General features: G+C 69.2%; 21 protein-coding genes and 2 pseudogenes. 10 read left to right on the forward strand and 13 right to left on the reverse strand.

What is annotated here, in order from left to right; genetic code table 11:
* Nucleotides 1-28: 28 nt before the first annotated feature.
* The 4 genes from ACH4S9_RS16975 to ACH4S9_RS16990 all read right to left on the reverse strand — a co-directional run bounded on the left by ACH4S9_RS16975 (nt 29) and on the right by ACH4S9_RS16990 (nt 3,441).
* A complete protein-coding gene (locus ACH4S9_RS16975; RefSeq protein ID WP_398372556.1) occupies nt 29-1,087 on the reverse strand; it encodes a threonine aldolase family protein in 1,059 nt (352 codons plus the stop codon).
* A 19-nt stretch (nt 1,088-1,106) separates the two neighbouring features.
* Nucleotides 1,107-1,682: a helix-turn-helix domain-containing protein gene (locus tag ACH4S9_RS16980; RefSeq protein ID WP_398372558.1), complete on the reverse strand. Its 576-nt coding sequence runs from the start codon at nt 1,680-1,682 to the stop codon at nt 1,107-1,109.
* Nucleotides 1,682-2,404 (reverse strand): metal-dependent hydrolase, encoded by a 723-nt coding sequence (locus ACH4S9_RS16985; protein WP_398372560.1) that lies wholly within the window; start codon nt 2,402-2,404, stop codon nt 1,682-1,684. Before ACH4S9_RS16985 ends, ACH4S9_RS16980 begins: the two co-directional genes overlap by 1 nt.
* A 161-nt stretch (nt 2,405-2,565) precedes the next feature.
* Nucleotides 2,566-3,441 carry an aminoglycoside phosphotransferase family protein gene (locus ACH4S9_RS16990; RefSeq protein ID WP_398373001.1) on the reverse strand — a complete coding sequence of 292 codons (876 nt, stop codon included), beginning with the start codon at nt 3,439-3,441 and terminating at the stop codon, nt 2,566-2,568.
* A 213-nt stretch (nt 3,442-3,654) separates the two neighbouring features.
* On the opposite strand from ACH4S9_RS16990, the gene ACH4S9_RS16995 reads away from it, so the two are divergent.
* The gene (locus ACH4S9_RS16995) at nt 3,655-4,020 is read left to right on the forward strand and encodes a hypothetical protein (RefSeq protein WP_398373003.1); all 366 of its coding nucleotides are present in this window, start codon (nt 3,655-3,657) and stop codon (nt 4,018-4,020) included.
* A 335-nt stretch (nt 4,021-4,355) separates the two neighbouring features.
* Here the strand turns inward: ACH4S9_RS16995 and ykgO are convergent, their stop codons facing one another.
* From ykgO to rpmG, 3 genes are read right to left on the reverse strand one after another with little or no spacing between them, the layout of a single operon-like run.
* Nucleotides 4,356-4,478 (reverse strand): type B 50S ribosomal protein L36, encoded by a 123-nt coding sequence (gene ykgO, locus ACH4S9_RS17000; protein WP_030322549.1) that lies wholly within the window; start codon nt 4,476-4,478, stop codon nt 4,356-4,358.
* A 35-nt stretch (nt 4,479-4,513) separates the two neighbouring features.
* On the reverse strand, nt 4,514-4,774 hold the full coding sequence (locus ACH4S9_RS17005) for a type B 50S ribosomal protein L31 (protein ID WP_311721495.1): 261 nt from the start codon (nt 4,772-4,774) through the stop codon (nt 4,514-4,516).
* Nucleotides 4,775-4,824: 50 nt separating this feature from the next.
* On the reverse strand, nt 4,825-4,989 hold the full coding sequence (gene rpmG / locus ACH4S9_RS17010) for a 50S ribosomal protein L33 (RefSeq protein ID WP_311721496.1): 165 nt from the start codon (nt 4,987-4,989) through the stop codon (nt 4,825-4,827).
* 130 nt (nt 4,990-5,119) lie between these two features.
* On the opposite strand from rpmG, the gene ACH4S9_RS17015 reads away from it, so the two are divergent.
* Nucleotides 5,120-5,602 (forward strand): MBL fold metallo-hydrolase, encoded by a 483-nt coding sequence (locus ACH4S9_RS17015; protein WP_398372564.1) that lies wholly within the window; start codon nt 5,120-5,122, stop codon nt 5,600-5,602.
* Here the strand turns inward: ACH4S9_RS17015 and ACH4S9_RS17020 are convergent.
* Nucleotides 5,554-6,072 carry a winged helix-turn-helix transcriptional regulator gene (locus ACH4S9_RS17020; protein WP_398372566.1) on the reverse strand — a complete coding sequence of 173 codons (519 nt, stop codon included), beginning with the start codon at nt 6,070-6,072 and terminating at the stop codon, nt 5,554-5,556. The two genes, ACH4S9_RS17015 and ACH4S9_RS17020, sit on opposite strands and share 49 nt — an antisense overlap.
* Nucleotides 6,073-6,184: 112 nt before the next feature.
* On the opposite strand from ACH4S9_RS17020, the gene ACH4S9_RS17025 reads away from it, so the two are divergent.
* Together ACH4S9_RS17025 and ACH4S9_RS17030 are read left to right on the forward strand one after the other, a co-directional pair.
* A complete protein-coding gene (locus tag ACH4S9_RS17025; RefSeq protein WP_398372568.1) occupies nt 6,185-6,979 on the forward strand; it encodes an SDR family oxidoreductase in 795 nt (264 codons plus the stop codon).
* Nucleotides 6,980-7,003: 24 nt separating this feature from the next.
* Nucleotides 7,004-7,363: a nuclear transport factor 2 family protein gene (locus ACH4S9_RS17030; RefSeq protein ID WP_398372570.1), complete on the forward strand. Its 360-nt coding sequence runs from the start codon at nt 7,004-7,006 to the stop codon at nt 7,361-7,363.
* Between the two features lie 263 nt (nt 7,364-7,626).
* Here the strand turns inward: ACH4S9_RS17030 and ACH4S9_RS17035 are convergent, their stop codons facing one another.
* Nucleotides 7,627-8,448: a lipase family protein gene (locus ACH4S9_RS17035; protein ID WP_398372572.1), complete on the reverse strand. Its 822-nt coding sequence runs from the start codon at nt 8,446-8,448 to the stop codon at nt 7,627-7,629.
* A 443-nt stretch (nt 8,449-8,891) separates the two neighbouring features.
* Here ACH4S9_RS17035 and ACH4S9_RS17040 point away from each other — a divergent pair, with 443 nt between their 5' ends.
* Complete coding sequence (locus tag ACH4S9_RS17040) at nt 8,892-9,179, forward strand: hypothetical protein (RefSeq protein WP_311721502.1); 288 nt, start codon at nt 8,892-8,894, stop codon at nt 9,177-9,179.
* Here the strand turns inward: ACH4S9_RS17040 and ACH4S9_RS17045 are convergent.
* Both ACH4S9_RS17045 and ACH4S9_RS17050 read right to left on the reverse strand, forming a co-directional pair.
* Nucleotides 9,177-9,599: pseudogene (locus ACH4S9_RS17045) on the reverse strand (ATP-binding cassette domain-containing protein); the annotation flags it as partial. The gene ACH4S9_RS17040 and the pseudogene ACH4S9_RS17045 sit on opposite strands and share 3 nt — an antisense overlap.
* Nucleotides 9,560-10,195, reverse strand: a complete 636-nt coding sequence (locus ACH4S9_RS17050) for a TetR family transcriptional regulator C-terminal domain-containing protein (RefSeq protein ID WP_311721503.1) — start codon at nt 10,193-10,195, stop codon at nt 9,560-9,562. The pseudogene ACH4S9_RS17045 and the gene ACH4S9_RS17050, both read right to left, overlap by 40 nt.
* A gap of 130 nt (nt 10,196-10,325) precedes the next feature.
* Here ACH4S9_RS17050 and ACH4S9_RS17055 point away from each other — a divergent pair, with 130 nt between their 5' ends.
* The 4 genes and pseudogenes from ACH4S9_RS17055 to ACH4S9_RS17070 all read left to right on the forward strand — a co-directional run bounded on the left by ACH4S9_RS17055 (nt 10,326) and on the right by ACH4S9_RS17070 (nt 14,677).
* Nucleotides 10,326-11,756 carry an amidase gene (locus ACH4S9_RS17055; protein ID WP_398372575.1) on the forward strand — a complete coding sequence of 477 codons (1,431 nt, stop codon included), beginning with the start codon at nt 10,326-10,328 and terminating at the stop codon, nt 11,754-11,756.
* Between the two features lie 85 nt (nt 11,757-11,841).
* A pseudogene (locus ACH4S9_RS17060) lies at nt 11,842-12,068 on the forward strand (transposase); the annotation flags it as partial.
* Nucleotides 12,069-12,389: 321 nt separating this feature from the next.
* Nucleotides 12,390-13,709, forward strand: a complete 1,320-nt coding sequence (locus ACH4S9_RS17065; protein WP_398372577.1) for an aminotransferase class I/II-fold pyridoxal phosphate-dependent enzyme — start codon at nt 12,390-12,392, stop codon at nt 13,707-13,709.
* A 68-nt stretch (nt 13,710-13,777) separates the two neighbouring features.
* On the forward strand, nt 13,778-14,677 hold the full coding sequence (locus tag ACH4S9_RS17070; protein WP_398372579.1) for a dihydrodipicolinate synthase family protein: 900 nt from the start codon (nt 13,778-13,780) through the stop codon (nt 14,675-14,677).
* A 216-nt stretch (nt 14,678-14,893) separates the two neighbouring features.
* On the opposite strand, the gene ACH4S9_RS17075 is transcribed toward ACH4S9_RS17070, so the two are convergent.
* On the reverse strand, nt 14,894-15,781 hold the full coding sequence (locus ACH4S9_RS17075) for an alpha/beta hydrolase (RefSeq protein ID WP_358843501.1): 888 nt from the start codon (nt 15,779-15,781) through the stop codon (nt 14,894-14,896).
* Between the two features lie 395 nt (nt 15,782-16,176).
* Complete coding sequence (locus ACH4S9_RS17080) at nt 16,177-16,590, reverse strand: GFA family protein (protein ID WP_361182007.1); 414 nt, start codon at nt 16,588-16,590, stop codon at nt 16,177-16,179.
* Nucleotides 16,591-16,794: 204 nt separating this feature from the next.
* Between ACH4S9_RS17080 and ACH4S9_RS17085 the strand changes: the two genes are divergently transcribed.
* The gene (locus tag ACH4S9_RS17085) at nt 16,795-17,358 is read left to right on the forward strand and encodes a dihydrofolate reductase family protein (RefSeq protein WP_311721512.1); all 564 of its coding nucleotides are present in this window, start codon (nt 16,795-16,797) and stop codon (nt 17,356-17,358) included.
* Nucleotides 17,359-17,509: the final 151 nt, after the last annotated feature.

Below are 17,509 nucleotides of genomic sequence, written 5' to 3' on the forward strand. Positions count from 1 at the left end.
AGGCCCCTGTCGCCCGATTCGATCAGCGTCATGGGGTGTGGCGGCGGACCGCGTCGAGGAGTTGGTCGATGTCGTCCGGGGTGTGGGTGAAGGAGGTGACGAACCGGACGATCCCGGGCGCCCAGCGGTCGTGGTAGAAGGTGTAGCCCTCCGCGAGAAGCTGCTCGATTGTGTGCCGGGGCAGGCGGCAGAAGAGGAGGTTGGCCTGCGGGCTGCCCAGAAGTTCGGTGCCGGGGATGGCCTTGAGGCCGTCGCCGAGCCGGGCGGCCATCGTGTTGGCCTGGCGGGCGTTGCCCAGCCACAGGTCGTCGGTGAGGTAGGCGTCGAGCTGGGCGGCGTGGAAGCGCATCTTGGAGGCGAGTTGACCGGCGCGCTTGGCGCGGAAGGCGAGCTCGGTGGCCAGCGCGGGGTCGAAGGAGACGATGGCGTCGGCGGTCATGGCCCCGTTCTTGGTAGCGCCGAAGGACAGCAGGTCGATGCCGGCCTTCCAGGTCATCTCGGCCGGGGTGGCATCGAGATGGTCCAGGGCGTTGGCGAAGCGCGCGCCGTCCATATGGACGCGCAGTCCCGCGTCCTTGGCGATGACGCCCAGGCGGCGGATCTCGTCGAGGGTGTAGACGCTGCCGCTTTCGGTGGCCTGGCTGATGCTCAGCACGGACGGCTGGACGCTGTGTACGTCGCCGGCCCGGCGGCGCACCGCCGGTCCCAGGGCGTCGGGGTCGATCTTGCTTTCGTCGCCGGGGACGGTGACGAGCTTGGCGCCGTCGGTGAAGAACTCGGGCGCGCCGCATTCGTCGTTGTTGATGTGGCTGTCGGGGTGGCACAGCACGCTGCCCCAGGGCGGGGTGAGGGCGGCCAGCGCCAGGCAGTTCGCGGCGGTTCCGGTGGAGACGGGAAAGATATCGACGTCCCGTTCGAAGATCTCGCTCAGCTTGCGGCGGGCGCTGTCGGTGAAGGGGTCGTTGCCGTAGGGCGGGGCGTTCCCGGCCGCTGCCGCGGCGACGGCCCGCACTATCTCGGGTGAGGCGCCGGCCATGTTGTCGCTGATGAAGGCGCGGCCGGACGGGGTGACTGCGGTGGTGCTCATGGGGAGGGTTCTCTGGCTTTCAGGTGTTGATGGGGGAGGCGAGGACGACGGTGATGTCCGCGGGCTCGGTGTCGGTGCGGTAGAAGTGAGGGGCGTCGCCGGCGAAGGCGAGCATGTCGCCGGGGCCCAAGTCCTGCGGGGCGTCGACCGGACCGGCGGTCATGTGTCCGGTCGAGACGAGCAGGTGCTCGGTCGTGCCGGTGGCGTGGGGCACGCCGGCCAGCTCCGTCTCGGGCGGAACACGCAGGCGCCAGATCTCCAGGCTGTTGCCGCTGCTGATGCGGCGCAGCAGCTCTCGGGAGACTTCGCCGGGTTCGGCGACCGTACCGGGCCGGTAGACCGGGCCGGTGTCGGCCTCCCGTGCCAGCAGGTCGGCGAGCGGGATGCTCAACGCGATGGCGATCGCGTCCAGGGTGTCGATCGTCGGATTGCCCCTGCCCGCTTCCAACTGCGACAACGTGGCCTTGCTCAGCCCGGCGCGCCGGGCCATCTCGGCCGCGCTCATACCGCGCTGCCGGCGGCGCAGGCGGATCTTCGTACCGACCGCGGCGGCGGTGCTGCTCGCCGGCTGCCGACCGGACACAGAGGCTGCCATCAAAGACTCCGGTGGGCGGCGGTGTAGGAGACGCGGACGCGCCCCTTCTTGACCTTCAGTGTCGGCAGGACCACCTCGGCCAGATCGCCGAGGCTGCGCACATGGGTGCCCCCGCACGGCGCGGCATGCAGATCGTGCAGGTGCACCACGCGCCGCCCCTCGCCCTCGTACCGCGCGAAGACGGGCAGATCATCAGCGATCGCCACCGCCACCGAAGCCCGCAGGATGGCGGTCGCCTCACCCCGGCCATCCGGATCGGCCAACCGCGTCTCCGTCTCCGGCACCTGGAACTCGATCCGCGCCTGACCTGGGAAGTGGTTGTTGCTCACCATCTCCCAGCCCTGCATCCGCCCCACAGCCTCGACCAGGTGTCCGGCCGTGTGCAGCGCGGCATGCGCCATGCGCGCCTTCGGGTCGATCCGCGCCCGTACCTGCTGCCCCTCGGCGAAGAGAGGCAGGCTGCCGCCCTCCGGCGCCATCGCCACGATCAGCCCCGACTCGCGGTCCCGAACCGGAACGATCTTCGCGTCCTCCAGCCAGCCCCGGTCGGCGGGCTGGCCGCCGCCCTGCGGATGGAACGGACAGTGCTCGACAGCCACCCACGGCGCCCCGTCCCGGTGGCCGACTGCGATCACCCGCGTATCGGCCTGTTCCAGGTAGGTGTCATCGAGATAGGTGCTGATCTGTACAGCGTCTCGACTGATCCCAGTAGAACGAATCATACGTTCAGTATAACGAACTCAGCTAGAGTGTTGAACTAATCGTTCGGCATAGTGAACGATGCCCGCAACATCAGCTGGCTTGTCTCACCAAAGGTTGAGCGAAGGGTGTTCCGTCCCCAGCGGAGCGCGGGGCACGAGGCGATGGGGAAGACCGGGTGTGCTCACCGTGTCAACGCGAGCAGTTCATCGATCACCGGTTTCTCACCACCGTCACCGAGGTGAGCGATGGCCGCAAACGGCGCGATCACCTGGCTCCAGGCATGGAGCCGGTCGCCATCGAGCCCGCACGCCGCCGCCACGCGCGCGCAGCGGGTCTCGACGCCCTCCAGCCCGGCGCCGGCCAGGACGTAGTCCACAGCGTCGAAGCACGGATCACCGACACAGGCTTTCGGATCGATGGCCATAAGACCGCGGTCCGGGCCGCCGTCGAGGACGTTGCCCAGGTGCAGGTCACCGTGGAGCAACACGGTTGTCCCTTCCGTGTCCAGCAGCCGCTCGCACCGCTGGATGGCCCTGTCCCACGCGGTGACGTCCATCCGCGCACTGATCGCAGGCTCGGACAGCCGCCTGCCGACCCGGGCGAAGGCCTCCTCGCACCGCCCACGCAGCACACGCGTCGGCAGCGGAGGCGGAGCGACCCCGTGCAAGGCGGCGAGCAGATCCGACCACTGTTCCGGAAGCGAAGCAGCAGGCATGTCCTCCGCCGGTGTTCCGGGCACGATCTCCTCCAACACCATTGCACCCGCCTCCTCGTCGACGGCCAGCACAGAGGGCACCCGGCCCGAGGCAGCGAACCACCTCAGCATTTCGACCTGCTCGGCCAGAAGGGCCCGCTCCGGACTGATTTTCAGCACCGCAGGCGTGCCGTCGGGCCAACGGCACCGCAACGCGACCGACGAAGCACCGTCCGGGAGGGACTCACCGAGCGAAAGTCCCCACTGGGACGTCAGCCGCGCGATGAGATCCGGCGTGTCAGCGCACCATTCGGCAACCTGGGGGCCGAATCGACGTACCAACCGCGTAGTGACGCTCTCCACATCCACCGGCAGTCGTTTCACAGGGGTCAGTCTGCCGCTGGCGCGATCTTTGTCCACCGCTTTTCCACCGCTCGCTGCCCGTCCCGCAGCGCAGGGATTGAGGCGGCCGCTGAAACGGGGGCCCGGGCCGGAAAAGATCCTCCGCAAGCTTCAGGGACAGTGGAGACTGCGGGACAGCCCTCTGCGATGTGATCAGGAGCCCCAGTGGACGACATGGAATTCGCCGAAACTCTGGAGACGGTCCTGCGGGACCTCCAGGCGCAGTGCGCGGTGCAGCCGCGGATACGTGCGGACGACACGTACGGGATCGTGCTCTTCGCCCCGGACGGTTCGGGCCAGGGCCTGACTTCACCACCTGGTGGCACCGCCGCAGAGCGGCTGGCGAACCTGGCGGATCAGGTCCAGGAATGGGCGGTGGAGGCACTGTGGAGCGAAGGCGCATCGGCGGTCTGGCCACAGTGCCCGACGCACCCAGACACGCATCCGCTGACGGCGACAGTCCGCACGGACACGGCGGTGTGGGTATGCCCGAAGAGGGGAACGACGCTGGCGCGGATCGGGGAACTGGAGACCCAATAGAGCGGGCGAGGGCATGCGGCGGAATATGGCAGAGGCGGGGGAATTATTGAACTGGAGGTCGCCCAAACTGCCGACTGTAACTATTTCCGACTGCGCAGACTCGCGGCGCCGGCTGAAATATCGGGCTGATAATGGAAAACCTGCGGATGTCAAACCGGGAGGGCGCCGCTCGATCAGAGCCGTGGCGCAGGGCCTCTGGTTTGGGTGGTCGGCCCGGACGACGGGATGGGTAGGTCCACTTCCAGGCGATGGGCCGTGCGCGCCAGCGAAGGACCGACCATGGCCCGGCACCGTGTGCGCGGTGCCGGGCCGTGAGTCTGCCGACGGGTGAGCGGTCAGCCTTGGCGGGCCTTGAAGCGTGGGTCCTTCTTGTTGATCACGAAGGTCACGCCACGGCGGCGCACCACCTGGGCGCCGGGCTTGGTCTTCAAGGAGCGCAAGGACTTGCGTACCTTCATCGTGGTCCCCTTCCAGGATCGAACGGGTCCGGCCGTCAGTGGCGAATGGGAGCGGTGCGGCCGTAGCGCCGCTCGAAGCGCTCCACCCGACCAGCGGTGTCCAGGACCCGCGAGGTGCCGGTGTAGAACGGGTGGCTCGCCGACGAGATCTCAACGTCAACGACCGGATACGTGGCGCCGTCCTCCCACTCGACCGTCTGCCGGGCGTCGATGGTGGAGTGGGTGAGCAGCTGGAATCCCGATGCGCGGTCGCGGAAGACAACGGGGCGGGAGATGGGGTGGATGCCGGACCTCATGGGTTGTGCCTCCTCAGGGGGCCTCCGTCGCCGGACGACGGAGGCAGGTGTCAACGTTCTTCGCGGAACAGGACGTGCTCGCCGACCACCGGGTCGTACTTGCGCAGGACCAACCGGTCGGGGTCGTTCAAACGGTTCTTGCGGGTCACGTAGGTGACTCCGGTACCGGCCGTCGACCTCAGCTTGACGACGGGCCGCGTGGTGCTGCGTGCCATGGGGGACTCCTTTCGCCACCACCCGAGTCTCGAATGACTCGGCCATGTCAGACGTCCCCTTCAACCACACGACCCGGCACCACATTCCCGGTGGTGACCGTCTCGGCGAGCGAAGGGGGCGCATCAAAAAATGTCCGCCACCGCCCTCCACGCGCTGGACGGCGCTCATCTGTACATGGCCGCCGGCGACGTCATGGTCGACGGCAGCGGCATCCGCGACCTTTCCGTGCCCACCTTTCTGATCGAGCACGAACAGGGTCTCGTGTTGATCGACACCGGGCTGGCCCCGGAGAGCTTCGGCGGGCCGGAATATGGGCGGGAGGCGGTCTACGGGGACATCCGCGATTTCGCGATCGCCCGCTGCGAGCGGGGAAAGTCCGTCATCGACCAGCTCGCCACGGTGGGCAAGCGCCCGGAGGACGTTACCCATGTGGTTCTCACCCACGACCACTTCGATCACACCGGGGGGCTCCCTCACTTCCCTCAGGCCATCCTCCACATCGGCAGGGCCGACTGGGAAAACGTGCAGGGGGAGTGCTTCAACGCCTGTTGGCGAGACGAACGTCAAGTGGTGCGTGCAGCATCGGCTGTGGTCGCGTTGGTACGGGTGTAGCGGGCCCTCATGGCGGGGCTGGCGGCGGGGCCGGCGGCAAATATGTATGCGTGGCCGTCGTCGAGGCGGCGGCCACTCTTGGCATCGACAACCACGGGGTCGACTTCTTCGCCGCTTCCGGTGTCGATCAGGATCATGCTGCGCTGCTCGGGAGCGAGGCGGGAGTTGCCCCAAGCCGCCAGAGTGATGATCACCGGGCGCAGGGAGCGGCCCAGGTCGGTCAGGACGTACTCGTAGCGGACGGGGTTGGTCTGGTAGGGGCGGCGCTCCAGCAGGCCGTCGGCGACCAGAGTCTTGAGGCGTGCGGTGAGCATGCTGGTGGAGATGCCGAGGTTCTCCTGGAACTGGTCGAAGCGGGTGTAGCCGTCGAAAGCGTCGTGGAGGATCAGCAGCGTCCACCACTCGCCGACGTGCTGCACGGTCGTGGACAGCGGGCATTCGAGGTCTTCCGCCCTGATGCGGCTTGCCAAGGTTAGCCACCTCCGCAGAGTTACTGCTAAAGTCGAAGTTAGTAGCTTCTATTTTAGCAGTAATGGTGGGCGCGGTGTTCACACCTGCCCGCACACCGAAACGGAACCCGTCATGACCACACCCGTCAGCGAAATCAGCGAATCCATGGAGGGCCGACGCGCCCTGGTCACCGGCGGCACGAAAGGCGTCGGTGCGGCCGTCGCCCGACGCCTGGCCCAGGCCGGCGCCACCGTGCTGGTGACCGCGCGCAGCCGCCCGGACGGCGTCGCGGCCTCAGACATCATCACCGCGGATCTGGCCACCCCCGAAGGTGCCGCCACCGTGATCGAGGAAGCCCTCCACCGCCTCGGCGGCGTCGACATCCTGGTCAACAACCTGGGCGGCTCGGAAGCACCCTCGGGCGGATACGCGGCCCTCGGCGAGGACGACTGGGCCAGGGAACTCAACGTCAACCTCCTCGCCGCCGTCCGCCTGGACCGTGGCCTGCTGCCGGCCATGATCGAAGCGGGCCGTGGCGTCATCATCCACGTCTCCTCGATCCAGCGCCGCATGCCGCTGTGGAACGGCACCCTCGCCTACGCCGCCGCCAAGTCCGCGCTGAGCACCTACAGCAAGGGCCTGGCCAACGAGGTCGCCCCGCACGGCGTCCGTGTCAACACCGTTGCTCCCGGCTTCGTCCAGACCGCCGCCGCTGACCACCTCGTCGCCCGGATGGCCGAGAACGCCGGCACCACCAACGAAGCGGCACTGAACCAGCTCATGGACTCCCTCGGCGGTATCCCGCTGGGCCGCCCCAACCGTCCGGAAGAAGTCGCCGAACTCGTCGCCTTCCTCGCCTCCGACCGCGCCTCCGCCATCGTCGGCGCCGAGCACGTCATCGACGGCGGCACCATCCCCACCGTATGAACCCTCCGACTCCCAGGAGCCGCCATGCACACCGAGCAGCCTCAGAACATCGCCCCCAACGCCCTGCCCGAGGTGATCACCCGCTATCTGGAAGCCCACCGCGGCAAAGACACCGCCGCCGCACTCGGCGCCTTCCACTCGGACGCCACCGTGACCGACGAGGGCAGGGTCCACCGGGGTGCCCTGGCGATCGAGACCTGGCTGACCCGCTCCGCCGGCGAATACACGTACACGATCGAACTCACCGGGGCATTGAAGATCGACACGACCCACTACGTCGCCACACACCACCTTGAGGGCAACTTCCCAGGCGGGGTTGTGGACCTGCACTACCGCTTCACCCTCAGCGAGGGCCTCATCCAGGGCCTTCTCATCGAACCCTGACGCGCGGCCCCGGCACGGCGGGAATCGGCCCCGGTTCAGTAGGTGGCGGGCCCCTTACACGGACCGCGAACCCGGGCCGGTTGTGCGACCTGCGCTTGGCTCGGGGTATGGATGGCCTGCTCGGGAGGGCATCGCAGGTTGGGCTCCAGCGTCGCGATGTCACTTCCGCCGACCCAGAACCGGCCGGGCCCCAACCGAGAGTTCTGCATGGCCTGGACGCCGGCCCAGGCCAGCGGGCCTGTGTTGCTGCGGAGCCTGAAGGATCAGGTGACGTTCTTTTCCAGGGCGGCGAGGTAGCTGTGGATGGAGTGGTCGCGTACGCCGTCGCTGGCGGGGGCGAAGAGGTCGGCGGTGAGTCCTTTGATGCGGTCGGTGAGCCCGCCCAGGAGGGACATGGACTCGTGGACTGTGCCGTCCGAGTCGATGTAGCGCAGGGCGTCGACGTGGGTGTAGGCGGGCTCGGGCGGGAGCTGGGGGACGATGTCGTTGTTGTTGACGAACCGGTACATGCGTTCTTTGAAGCCCTTGTTGTACGCAGCGGCCAGCAGGCGGTCGCAGGTGCGGGGCTGGCCGTAGGTGTAGACGCCGTCGGCGGTGAGCCGGGGGTCTTCCAGGTACATGCGGGCGCCGGCGATCATGGCCAGTGCGCCGCCGAGGCTGTGGCCGGTGAAGTAGACGCTCTGGCCGTTGCCGCGCAGCTGGGCGTGGGCGTCTTTGAGGTCGGGGTAGATGGAGTCGAGGGCTTCGGCGAAGCCGTAGTGGACGTAGCCGGTGTTCGCGGGGCCGGGCCAGGGTGGGGTGGTGGCGTCGGAGAGCCAGTCCTTGATCTGGGCCGGTTCCGTACCGCGGAACGCGGTGACCATCATGGTCTCGCTGGCCAGGGTGTAAGCCTGGGTGTCTTCGAGGGGGAAGGGCGGGGTGAAGCGGGTCCGGTGGTGGCGGATGGTCGTAAAGCCCCACGCACGGGCTTGCTGCTCGATGGTGGCCTCGTCCTTGTAAGCGAGGTCGGATGCCTGAGCCAGCCAGTAGGCGCGGTCCACGCTGTACCCGGCCGGCAGGCCGTCGATCCTGACAGATGCAGCCACGGTTGATCCCTTCACGGAGGAGATGGGTGTGACACGGGGCGCCCCGGCCGCGGGCGACCAGCGAGCCCGGGGTGACCAAACCCGTCATAGCTGGCGCGCCGGTGGCGGGCGGTAAGACACACGCGCTGCTCACCCTGATCGCCCAAGGTCTTCGGCACCCAATGGCGGCTCGGTGTGCGGGCGCGCCGATCGGCGGCGCGCCCCCGGTACTGAACGGCCGGCCGGGCTGACCGCCGGAGAACAGCCAGGGAGAGTCTGTCCGGCCGAGGACAGCATGGCTGCGGCGAATCGCGCCCTGCGGGCAGGTCGACGGGGACGTCGCCGAGTCGGAGGCGGACTGCTCCGCCGGTCTGCGGGGCCGTCTGCCGGACCAGGAATCGAGGCTAAAGGAGACGGAGTTACCGATTTCACATGTGCACACAGGCCCGTTTATGATCTTGGTTGTGACTGTGCAGAACTCTGACAAGACGCCGTCCCGTAAGCAGCGACTCCAAGAGAAGCAGCGTCGCCAACTGTCGGTGGTCGACACCGTTGACAAGGCCGAGGTCAAGGTCCGCAAGGCAGAAGCCGAACTGGCCGTTGCTGTCGCAGAGGCGGTGCAGGTGTTCGGCGACGAACGCTCCGCCTCTGAGGGGCTCGACATGCCCGTTGAAGCCATACGTCGTTTCGTCGGCATCGCGGCGAACGAAACCGCCTTGGCCGACGAGACCAACCCCGCTGGCCGGTCATAAGCTTGTGGCGGTCGCCTGGTGGCGGGTGAGGCGGGTGAGGCGGGTGATCAGGTCGATGATGGCGGCGCCGCGTTCATGATCGAGGGCGCTGATGGGCTCGTCGACCAGGAGAATGGTGGGGTTGTTCATCAGGGCGCGGGCGATGTCGACGCGCTGACGCCGGCCGCCGGAGAGTTGGCGGGGGTGGCGGTGCGCGCGGTCGGCGAGGCCGACGGCATCGAGTAGTTCCATGGCCCGGCCGCGGGCCTTGGCGGGGGAGCGGCCATCGATCCGGGCCATGACCTGCGGTTGTTCGGCGGCGGTGAGCGAGAGCAGCAGATTGGGCTGCTGGAAGACGATCCCGATCTTACGGCGGCGCAGGTCGGCGAGTTCGCCATGGGTCATCCCGGTGGTGGTGATTCCGTCGACGGGGACGGGACCGGTCGCTCCCAGAGGCCGGTCAGGTGTTCGTGGAGGACGTCGTGTGCCTCTTGCGGGGTGAGGTGACCGATGAGGACGTGCGTGGTGAGGCCGTCCGCAAGGGCGAGGAGGGCGCGGGCCTCGCGCGCTGGTTCGAGAGGCACGGCGCGGCCAGCGCCCTCGCCGACTTCCGAGATGAGTCGGGTGAACGTCTCTTGCAGGGCTGCGTAGTTCGCCTTCAGCGTCTCGGCGAGCGCCTTGCTGACAGCCGCCTGCGCGACAAAGGCGAGCCAGACCCGGGCCTCGGCGCGGTGTTCTTCCCTGAGCAGTGAGATCTCGGTGGCGGCGTGGCCCAGGGCGGTGCCGGCGGACTGGGCCGGGCTCCTGACGAGGCGGGCCTGCACGCGCTCGCTGATCCGCTCGCTGACGTGCCCAAGAGCGAATACGAGCATCTCTTCCTTGGTGCGGAAGCACCGCTGAACGGCGCCCATGGACACCTGCGCGCGAGCGGCGACGTCGCGAAGGGTCACGCCCTCAAGGCCACGTTCGTCGGCGAGGTGGCAGACGGCCTCGGCGATGAGGCGGCGTCGGCCCACGTGGTCCACCTGCCTGGGCATGCCCGGTCGCCTCCCTGCTCCACGGTTCTCTGCTCGCAGCGCACTTTATGCGATGCGCTCGTATCGGTACCAGGGTACGGTTGCGGTTCCGATGCAAGCGCATCGGTACGTAGGGGAGGAAGGAAAGGCCATGCAGGACGCCCTGTGGAAAATGTCGGCCGCCGCCCAGGCGGAGGCCGTGCGCGGCGCACACGTCTCGGCACTCGAACTGGTCGACAGCCACCTCAACCGCATCGCCGAGGTCAACCCACAAGTGAACGCGGTCACACAGCTCCTGGCGGAGCGTGCACGCGAGGCCGCGACACAAACAGACCGTCGGCGGGCCGCCGGTGAAGCGCTGGGGCCGCTCGCGGGCGTGCCGTTCACCGTGAAGGAGAGCACCGCCGTCGAAGGCGTGCCGACCACGTTCGGCACGGAGCGCTTCCGCGATCTGGTGGCGCCGGCCGACGCGCCCCCGGTGGCGCGGCTGCGCGCGGCCGGAGCCATCCCCATCGGGCACAGCAACATTCCCACCCTGATCCTGGCGGGGATGCACACGCGCAGCGAACTGTTCGGCGACACGGTCAATCCGTGGGACAGCAGCCGGACCCCGGGCGGCTCCAGCGGGGGCGACGCGGTGGCCGTGGCCACAGGCATGGCGGCGCTCGGGCTCGGCAACGACTCCGGGGGATCGGTGCGCATCCCGGCCCAGTTCTGCGGCGTGGCCGGGCTGAAGCCGTCCACGGGCCGGTTCCCCGCCGACCACCGCATTCTCGGCCCGGACGACCCAGGCCCGGCGTCCCAGATACTGGTCACCGACGGCCCGCTGGCCCGGAGCGTGGGCGACCTACGGCTGGCTTACGAGGTGCTGGCCGGGACCGATCCGCGAGACCCACGGGCCGTACCGGTGCCCGCGTACGGCGAAGCGCTCCCCGGACCGGTGAAGGTCGCGGTCGTGGCGGACCCCGGCGGGCACGGCGTCCACCCCGCGGTTCGCGGAGCCATCGAGACCGCGGCCGATGCGCTCCGCGACGCCGGATACGACGTGCGCGAGGTACGGGACGTACCGCGGATGGACGAGGCTCTCGAGGCGTACGGCCGGATCACCGTGACCGAGTTCGCCCCGACCTGGCCGGTGGTGCGCAAACTGCTCGGCAAAGGCGGGGACCGCTACATCGAGATGGCGATGGAGCAGACCCCGCCCGCAAGCGCGGACGAGTTCATGAAGCTGATGGGCACCTGGATGACCATTCGCCGCTCGTGGGCCGAATTCCTCGACACGTACCCGCTGCTGCTCGGCCCGTCGTTCACCGAGCCACCGGTCGAGCCGGGGCTGGAGTCGCGCGACAGGGCGGGCCGGGACCGGGTCGGGTCGGGAATGCGCCTGTGCAGCGTGACCAGCTTCGTGGGCGTGCCCGGTGTGGCCGTACCGACCGGCGTGGTCGACGGGCTCCCCTTGGGGGTGCAGATCGTCGGGCGCGCGTTCCGGGAGGACCTGTGCCTGGACGCGGCCCAGGCGATCGAGGACCGGCTCGGAGTTCTCACACCGGTCGACCCGCGCGTGGGAGGCCGGGCTGAGTGAGCCGTTGCGTCAGGGAGAGCGCGCTCGGCGTCCCCGCGTCCCCCCCCGCAACCCTCACCCTCAGCAGGCCGGCCCCGTGCCGACTATGCGCTCGGACCGTGTCCTGCGACGGGCGGTCCCGCCCCGCACTCCGGGCACCATGGGCCGCTCGCCCCGCCCCGCCACGCCACGGGGGGCGAGTTCGTCTTCAGTCACCCGGCCACCGGGAACACCCCTGATGCGGCGACCGTGACCCAGACCCGTCTGTATGGAACGGCCACCTGGCGACCAGCGTCGCCTCGCCGGACCTGTGGGAACACGTGGAGCGCCTCGCGCCGCTGGAGCAAGCGGACGGTGCACCGGTACGAGCCGGACAAGTTCTCCGCCGCCGGACTCACACCGGCTCGCTCCGAGGTCGTGCGGCCTCCGCGTGTCACCCCTGGAGCCCGCTCATCTACAACTTCCGCCACTATCACGGCCTGGCTCCCCAGGTCGGCCACGGCTTCCGGTCGGAAACGGCCAGGAGCGCGGCGCGCACAGCGTAGGCCGGGGTCACGGAGGTGTACCTGAAGGCACAGGATTACATTTTGTCCTATGCCAAACTTATCTTTGACATAGGACAAAGTGTTCAGCTGTGCAGTGGAGGCGGTGATCGTGCCGATCAGCGAGACGACGGCGACGGAGATCGTGGGCAGTGTGCGAGATCTGATCGCGTCGGGCGAGCTGGTGCCGCGCGATCTGCTCCCGCCGGTGCGGACGCTGGCGGCCGAGCTGGGGGTGAACCGGAACACGGTGGCGGCGGCGTACCGGCAGCTGGTGGCTGCCGGTGTGGCCGCGACACATGGCCGTGGCGGAACCATGGTGGCCGGGATGGTTCAACTGGCCGGCGAGGGCGCGGGGTTCGGCGGCAGGCTGATCGACCTGGCCAGCGGCAACCCTGATCCCGAGCTGCTGCCCGATGTGCTCGCGGCGGCCCGGCGCGGTGAGTATCGGCAGCCGCTGTACGGCGCGCCGGCGGTCGATGCCGGGCTGGCCGAGTGGGCGGCCGACGGATACGCCGAGGACATCGCGGGCCAACCGTTCAGGGTTCTGGTGGCCAACGGCGCGGCGGACGCGACGGAGCGGCTGCTGAACGCGTACCTGACGCGTGGCGATGCGGTGGCGGTCGAGGACCCGTGTTTCCTGGGGACCATCGGCACGGTGCGGTTGAACGGCTACCGCACCGCCCCGGTCGCGGTCGATCACGCCGGGATGCGCCCGGAGGCCCTGCGCGCCGCTCTCGAGAGTGGCGCGCGGGCGGTGGTGTGCACGCCGCGCGCCCACCATCCGACCGGCGCGAGCCTGACCGCCGGGCGGGCCGCGGAGCTGCGCGCGATCCTGGCCGAGCACCCGGAGGTCCTGATCATCGAGGACGACCACTTCTCGGCCGTCTCCACCGTGCCGTACCACCGCATCACCCCGCCGCGGCCGGCCGCCTGGGCCCTGGTGCGCTCGGTGTCGAAGTTCCTCGGCCCGGACCTGCGCCTGGCCCTCGTGGCCGCCGGCGAGGAGACCGCCCGGCGCCTCGAGACGCGGCTGAGCGCGGGGACGATGTGGGTGAGCCATCCGCTGCGGCACACCGCCCGTGAGCTCTTCCTCGATCCGAAGGCGCGGGCGCAGCGCGAACAGGCGCGCACCGCCTACGCCGAGCGCAGCGCACGGTTGATGAAGGAGATCAACGCCTGCGGCATCGGCACACCGGCCGCCTACCGGCCCGACGGGCTGAACGTGTGGATCGACCTGGACACACAGGCGCGGCCGGTCGTCGACGCCTTGGCCCGGCGCGGCTGGCTGGTCAGGCCCGGCGACCTCTTCGCCACCGCACAGGCCGACCGCCAGGCCCTCCGGGTCACCACCGCCACGCTGACCGAACAACGGGCCCGCGAGTTCGCCGCCGACCTCGCCGCCGTCCTTGACCACCCGGACGCCGCCTGAACACAACCGCCGCCCGCCCCCGGCCGAACGCACCAGGCCATGTCACTCCGCGAAAGGAACCTCCTGCCATGTTCACCGGTCTCAGCGCCTTCCCCCTGACCCCCATGAGCGAGTCGGGCATCGACGAGCAGGCGTACGCCCGGCTTGTCGCGCGCCTCGCTTCCGCGGGGGTGGACTCGATCGGTGCGCTCGGGTCCACCGGAAGCTACGCCTATCTCTCCCGCGAGCAGCGCGCCCGGGCCGCGCGGATCGCCGTCGAGGCCGCCGAAGGGACCCCCGTCATCGTCGGTATCGGCGCGCTGCGGACCTCACAGGTCCTCGCGCTGGCCGAGGATGCCCAGAAGGCGGGCGCGTCGGCGGTGCTGCTGGCCCCGATGACGTATCAGCCGCTGACCGAGGACGAGGTGTTCGGACTGTACGAGGACGTCACCCGCGAGCTGTCCGTTCCGCTGTGCGTGTACGACAACCCGAACACCACCCACGTCCACTTCACCGATGAACTCCACGCTCGCATCGCCGGGTTGCCCCAGGTTGCCGCCATCAAGATCCCGCCCGTGCCTGACGAGGCGGCCGCCGCGAAGGAGCGCGTTCAGGCGCTGCGGGCGCTGGTCCCGGACACCGTCAGCATCGGGGTGAGCGGGGACTGGGCGGCGGCCACCGGGCTGACGGCCGGGTGCGGGGCGTGGTACTCGGTCGTCGGCGGGCTGTTTCCCCGCACCGCGCTCGCCCTCACCCGTGCCGCCCAGAGCGGGGACGCGGAACGGGCCACGGCCCTGTCCGATCGGCTGCAACCGCTGTGGGAGCTGTTCCGCCATCACGGCAGCCTGCGCGTGATCTCCGGTGCCGCCTCCCACCTGGGCCTTGCCTCCGAGACGAATCTCCCCTTGCCGCTGCGCGGCCTCGCCCCCGACGCCCGCGATCGGCTCGTCACCGTGCTGGACGGCCTGAACCTCGATGCCTCCTCGTGAGCACCACAGCTCCTGTCGTCCCGCACAGCCGCACGCCATGGGCTGTGCCCGTGCGGCTGCTCAGGAACGGGCGGCGTCGGCCTTCTTCGGAGCCGGGACCGCCATCACTCAGAGGTGCCCGGCGGCCCGGTCCCGGGCACCTCCCCGTCCATTCCGCCCGGATTGATCAGCAATCAGGCAGAAGAGCAACCCGCCGACGCACAGGTGTCTTCAGGCTCAGGCCCAGCGCTTCAGGAACTCGATCGCTGCGGAGCCGACCTCCGCGGGATGCGAGGCACTCAGGAAGTGCTGCCCGTTCTCAATGATCTCCAGGCGCGCCTCGGGGGAGCGGGTGAACATCCGGATCTCCTCCTGGGCGTTCGGCACGGAGTACACCTGGTCCGCGGTGCCGTGCAGCCACAGGACGGGGCAGCGGACCTCGTCGAGCCTGCCGTGGAGCCCGTCGCGGTCCCGCAGGTTCACCGTGCTGAGGCGCAGACGGTGGCGTCCGGCGTCACCGGTGTAGTTCGCACGGTAGGCGGTGAGCCAGAACTCGCGTTCCTCGGCCGAGACGCCGCCCAGGGCCGCGGTGAGGACGGCGTCTACGACCTCGTCCGGCACGACCCAGTCCTCGCCGACCGGGTCGGCGAGGGCGTCGACGAGCGGAGTGTTGGACGCTATCCCGTCCCAGCACCCCAGCTCGCGGCTGCGCGGGCTCTCGAAGTCCATCGATGTGCCGAGCGGGATGAGGCCCTTCACGACGTCCGGGGCGAGCAGCGCCATGCGGACCGCCACCCAGCCGCCCTGCGAGGTTCCCAGCACGAAGGCCTCGTCGATCCCGAGGGCCTCGAGGGCCTGCAGGTTCGCGACCGCGCTGTCCCAGTAGGTGAAGTGCTGGTACGCCGCCCTCGTGCGGCCGTGCCCGTAGGGTTCGAGGGCCAGCAGGTTGGCCGCGGACCCGAGCTCCGGGTCGGCGAACTGCGGCCGGTACAACTCGGCCGAGGTGGTGTACGAGTTGATCAGGACCAGCGTCGGGAGTGCGGGGTCGTACGGCTTGCCGAAGGTGTACCCGACGGTAGATCCCCCGAGGTGAGGGATCTCGACGGTCTGTCCGGGCTTGCTCACGGTGTACTCCTCGATTCGTGTGCCGGGGTCTCTGAGAACGAGGCGTCGGAGCGGAGGACGGGAGTCCGGAGACCTCCGGCAGGCTCCGGTCCGCTCCACGCTTGCCGGCGGGTGGCGATGCAGGCGGTTCCAAGGCGCTGCGCTCGGCGCCGCGCCTGGCCTGTCATGGTCACGCAATAAGTCCCTTCGGAGGACGGCTCCGGTCGAGCCCACTGCCATGATGGGCAGATGATCCACATGATGTCGAATAATGGTTCGGCCGCACCCTGTTCGCGTCTTTCGTAGCGGTGGCCCAAGAGGGTTCGATCTCGGCGTGCGCCCGCCGACAGGGAGTCACACAGCCCGCGAATGACACGTCAGATCCGGCGGCTCGAGCACGATCCGCTCGGGCGTCGCTACGGGTGAAGCGGGTCGGGGGCGAGCGTGATGGTCATCCATGGCACGGCGGCTTCACGGAAGCTGTGCCCGACCGGGTCGATGCCGCTCTGTTCGGTGAGGCTGAAGGTCGCCACCATGATCATTTCTGAGTCGTCGGCGACGGAGACCAGATGGGTCCCGCAGCGCGGGCAGAAGCCGCGGTGCAGTGTAGGCCAGGTCGAGTACCAGGTCGGCTCACCTCCATGGCCGGTCCAGGTCAGTTCCTCCCGGCGGAAGCCGACCCATGCCATCGCCGGCGAGCCGGAGAGGAGCGTGCAGTGCTCGCAGGAGCACAGGTGGGGGTCGTCCGGAGCGCCGGTTACCTCGTACGCGATGTCGCCACACTGGCAGCGGCCTGTCCGCTGGTCCCGGGCGGCGGTCGGTTCGGTCACGTGAATGTCTCCTGTGGTGCGGAGCGCGGTTGGGGTGTCAGTGTGCTACCGGCCGAGAGGTCCCGTGCTGGTGTTGGGAATTCGACGCCCCGCAGACGGGATCATCTCGTGAGGAGACTTGGCCCAGGAGATTCCGCGAGTCGCGATGAGTTCTGCGGCGTTCGGCGGTCGTACTGTCGAACCCGTTACCGAGGAGGACTTCTGATGCGTAGCGTGACCTATTCGATGAGTGTCTCACTTGACGGCTACATCGTCGGGCCGGACGGCAACTTCGACTGGACGGCGCCCGACGAGGAGGTCTTTCGCTTCTGGATCGACGAGATCCGAGAGGTCGGCGTCCACCTGTTGGGACGACGGCTGTACGAGACGATGCTGTACTGGGAGACGGCCGACCAGGATCCATCGCTCGACGACTCACAGCTCGAGTGGACCGCGCTCTGGAACCCGCTCCCGAAGGTGGTGTTCTCCACCACGCTGTCAGCGGTGCAGGGCCATGCCCGCCTGGCCTCCGGCGGCCTGGCGGAGGAGATCGAGCGGTTGCGAGCCGAGCCGGGGGAGGGCGACATCGCGATCGGCGGCGCGACTCTCGCCGCCGAGGCGGCCGCGTCGGGGCTGATCGACGAGTACCGGATCGTGGTCTACCCGGTGCTGGTTGGCGGTGGCATTCCGTTCTTTCCCCAGCACGAGCGCCGGGAGGATCTCGAACTCGTCGAGACCCGCACCTTCAACTCGAGATTCGTCTACCTCCGCTATCGCGTGGCGCGCTAGCCGGCTCACCGCCGAGCCCCGGGAAGAACGGGACGGCCAGTGGGGTTCTCGCAACGGAGATCATTTCCATTGGCCGTCGTCCGGTGCGGTATGCGTGGGCGGACCGGCTGTGGTTCGCGGCGTTGTCCTCGCTGATCCCTCGGCGGCGCTG

Origin of the sequence: Streptomyces sp. NPDC021225 (assembly GCF_044332865.1) — a bacterium.
Taxonomy (GTDB): domain Bacteria; phylum Actinomycetota; class Actinomycetes; order Streptomycetales; family Streptomycetaceae; genus Streptomyces.

Bases quoted from the DNA above. Each gene is read 5' to 3' on its own strand.
- ACH4S9_RS16985 (WP_398372560.1), bottom strand. From the start codon at position 2,404: ATGATTCGTTCTACTGGGATCAGTCGAGACGCTGTACAGATCAGCACC.
- ACH4S9_RS17030 (WP_398372570.1), top strand. From the start codon at position 7,004: ATGCACACCGAGCAGCCTCAGAACATCGCCCCCAACGCCCTGCCCGAG.
- ykgO (WP_030322549.1), bottom strand. From the start codon at position 4,478: ATGAAGGTACGCAAGTCCTTGCGCTCCTTGAAGACCAAGCCCGGCGCC.
- ACH4S9_RS17015 (WP_398372564.1), top strand. From the start codon at position 5,120: ATGTCCGCCACCGCCCTCCACGCGCTGGACGGCGCTCATCTGTACATG.
- ACH4S9_RS16995 (WP_398373003.1), top strand. From the start codon at position 3,655: ATGGAATTCGCCGAAACTCTGGAGACGGTCCTGCGGGACCTCCAGGCG.
- ACH4S9_RS16975 (WP_398372556.1), bottom strand. From the start codon at position 1,087: ATGAGCACCACCGCAGTCACCCCGTCCGGCCGCGCCTTCATCAGCGAC.
- ACH4S9_RS16980 (WP_398372558.1), bottom strand. From the start codon at position 1,682: ATGGCAGCCTCTGTGTCCGGTCGGCAGCCGGCGAGCAGCACCGCCGCC.
- ACH4S9_RS17085 (WP_311721512.1), top strand. From the start codon at position 16,795: ATGCGTAGCGTGACCTATTCGATGAGTGTCTCACTTGACGGCTACATC.
- ACH4S9_RS17025 (WP_398372568.1), top strand. From the start codon at position 6,185: ATGACCACACCCGTCAGCGAAATCAGCGAATCCATGGAGGGCCGACGC.
- ACH4S9_RS17055 (WP_398372575.1), top strand. From the start codon at position 10,326: ATGCAGGACGCCCTGTGGAAAATGTCGGCCGCCGCCCAGGCGGAGGCC.
- rpmG (WP_311721496.1), bottom strand. From the start codon at position 4,989: ATGGCACGCAGCACCACGCGGCCCGTCGTCAAGCTGAGGTCGACGGCC.
- ACH4S9_RS17050 (WP_311721503.1), bottom strand. From the start codon at position 10,195: ATGCCCAGGCAGGTGGACCACGTGGGCCGACGCCGCCTCATCGCCGAG.
- ACH4S9_RS17005 (WP_311721495.1), bottom strand. From the start codon at position 4,774: ATGAGGTCCGGCATCCACCCCATCTCCCGCCCCGTTGTCTTCCGCGAC.
- ACH4S9_RS17070 (WP_398372579.1), top strand. From the start codon at position 13,778: ATGTTCACCGGTCTCAGCGCCTTCCCCCTGACCCCCATGAGCGAGTCG.